This window comes from Thermodesulfobacteriota bacterium (assembly GCA_040757775.1).
Lineage (GTDB): Bacteria > Desulfobacterota > UBA8473 > UBA8473 > UBA8473 > UBA8473.
Genome location: JBFLWQ010000004.1, coordinates 1 through 925, shown reverse-complemented (window position 1 = coordinate 925; position 925 = coordinate 1). Strand labels below are relative to the sequence as shown.

Genomic DNA, 925 nt, shown 5'->3' with positions numbered 1-925 from the left:
GCCCCGGCCCCCCCCCCCCACACGCCGCGGATGAGCAGTATCCGCTGATTGTTCGGCGCGAAGCGCCTCACAACCAGCGGATTGAACAGATGCCCCCTGCGGGGGCACTCCTCATCCGCGGCGTTAGCACTAAATATAATAAATAAATAGAAACAAATGAAAATCCCGAGAAAAATAATACAAAAATTGATAAAATGGTTATTGAAACACTGGATTGAATTAACCGTTTCTGCAATTGTTGCATATCTAGGCGGTATATTTCATCTTTATCAACTCTCATATGATTTCCTAAAAATATCGTTCCAATTACCATCCCCATTATGGGTAATATTAGCCTTGGTTCTTGTTGTATTGATATACACTTATATAAAAACTGAAAAATTGAATCAATCATCTAAAAAGTCCCCCGTTAAAATTGAAATTATACCTATTGGAAAAGAATTGAAATGGAAAGTGTGTATTCGCAATCCTTATGACTATTCGGTTGACAAAATCCCCTTCTGCCAAGAGCACGATCTCCTTCTTTTAAATTATAATTTAGAATACTTTTGCCCTGAATACATAAAAGGAAATTGCAAAATTAGATTCGATGATAAACGTCATTTAGAATTTTATGAAACAGCTATAAGTTACATCGACAAAATATTACGAAACACAAAATTGTGCTAACCAATCAATGAACCCATCAGGCTATCGCCTGTGGGTTATTTCTATGTTCTCCCCTCGCTCCGCTCGGGGGGGATTCCGGGGACAGTATACTTAACATTTGACAATTGGGGACAATACTGGCAATAATCTAGGCATGGCAAGGATAGCAAGAGTCGTCATACCGGGAATACCTCACAACATCACCCAGCGGGGTAATCGCCGGATGCAGACTTTTTTCTGCGACGATGATTATCAAGGATATATGTCCATGATGTCT

2 protein-coding genes are annotated in these 925 nt (G+C 40.0%); both read left to right on the top strand.

Annotated features, from left to right (window positions below):
• The first annotated feature begins 156 nt into the window (after positions 1–156).
• Complete coding sequence (locus AB1401_03540) at positions 157–669, top strand: hypothetical protein (GenBank protein ID MEW6614533.1); 513 nt, start codon at positions 157–159, stop codon at positions 667–669.
• 133 nt (positions 670–802) lie between these two features.
• Positions 803–925: transposase (locus AB1401_03535; GenBank protein ID MEW6614532.1), on the top strand; the 123-nt coding region annotated here is incomplete at its 3' end.

Bases quoted from the DNA above. Each gene is read 5' to 3' on its own strand.
- AB1401_03540 (MEW6614533.1), top strand. From the start codon at position 157: ATGAAAATCCCGAGAAAAATAATACAAAAATTGATAAAATGGTTATTG.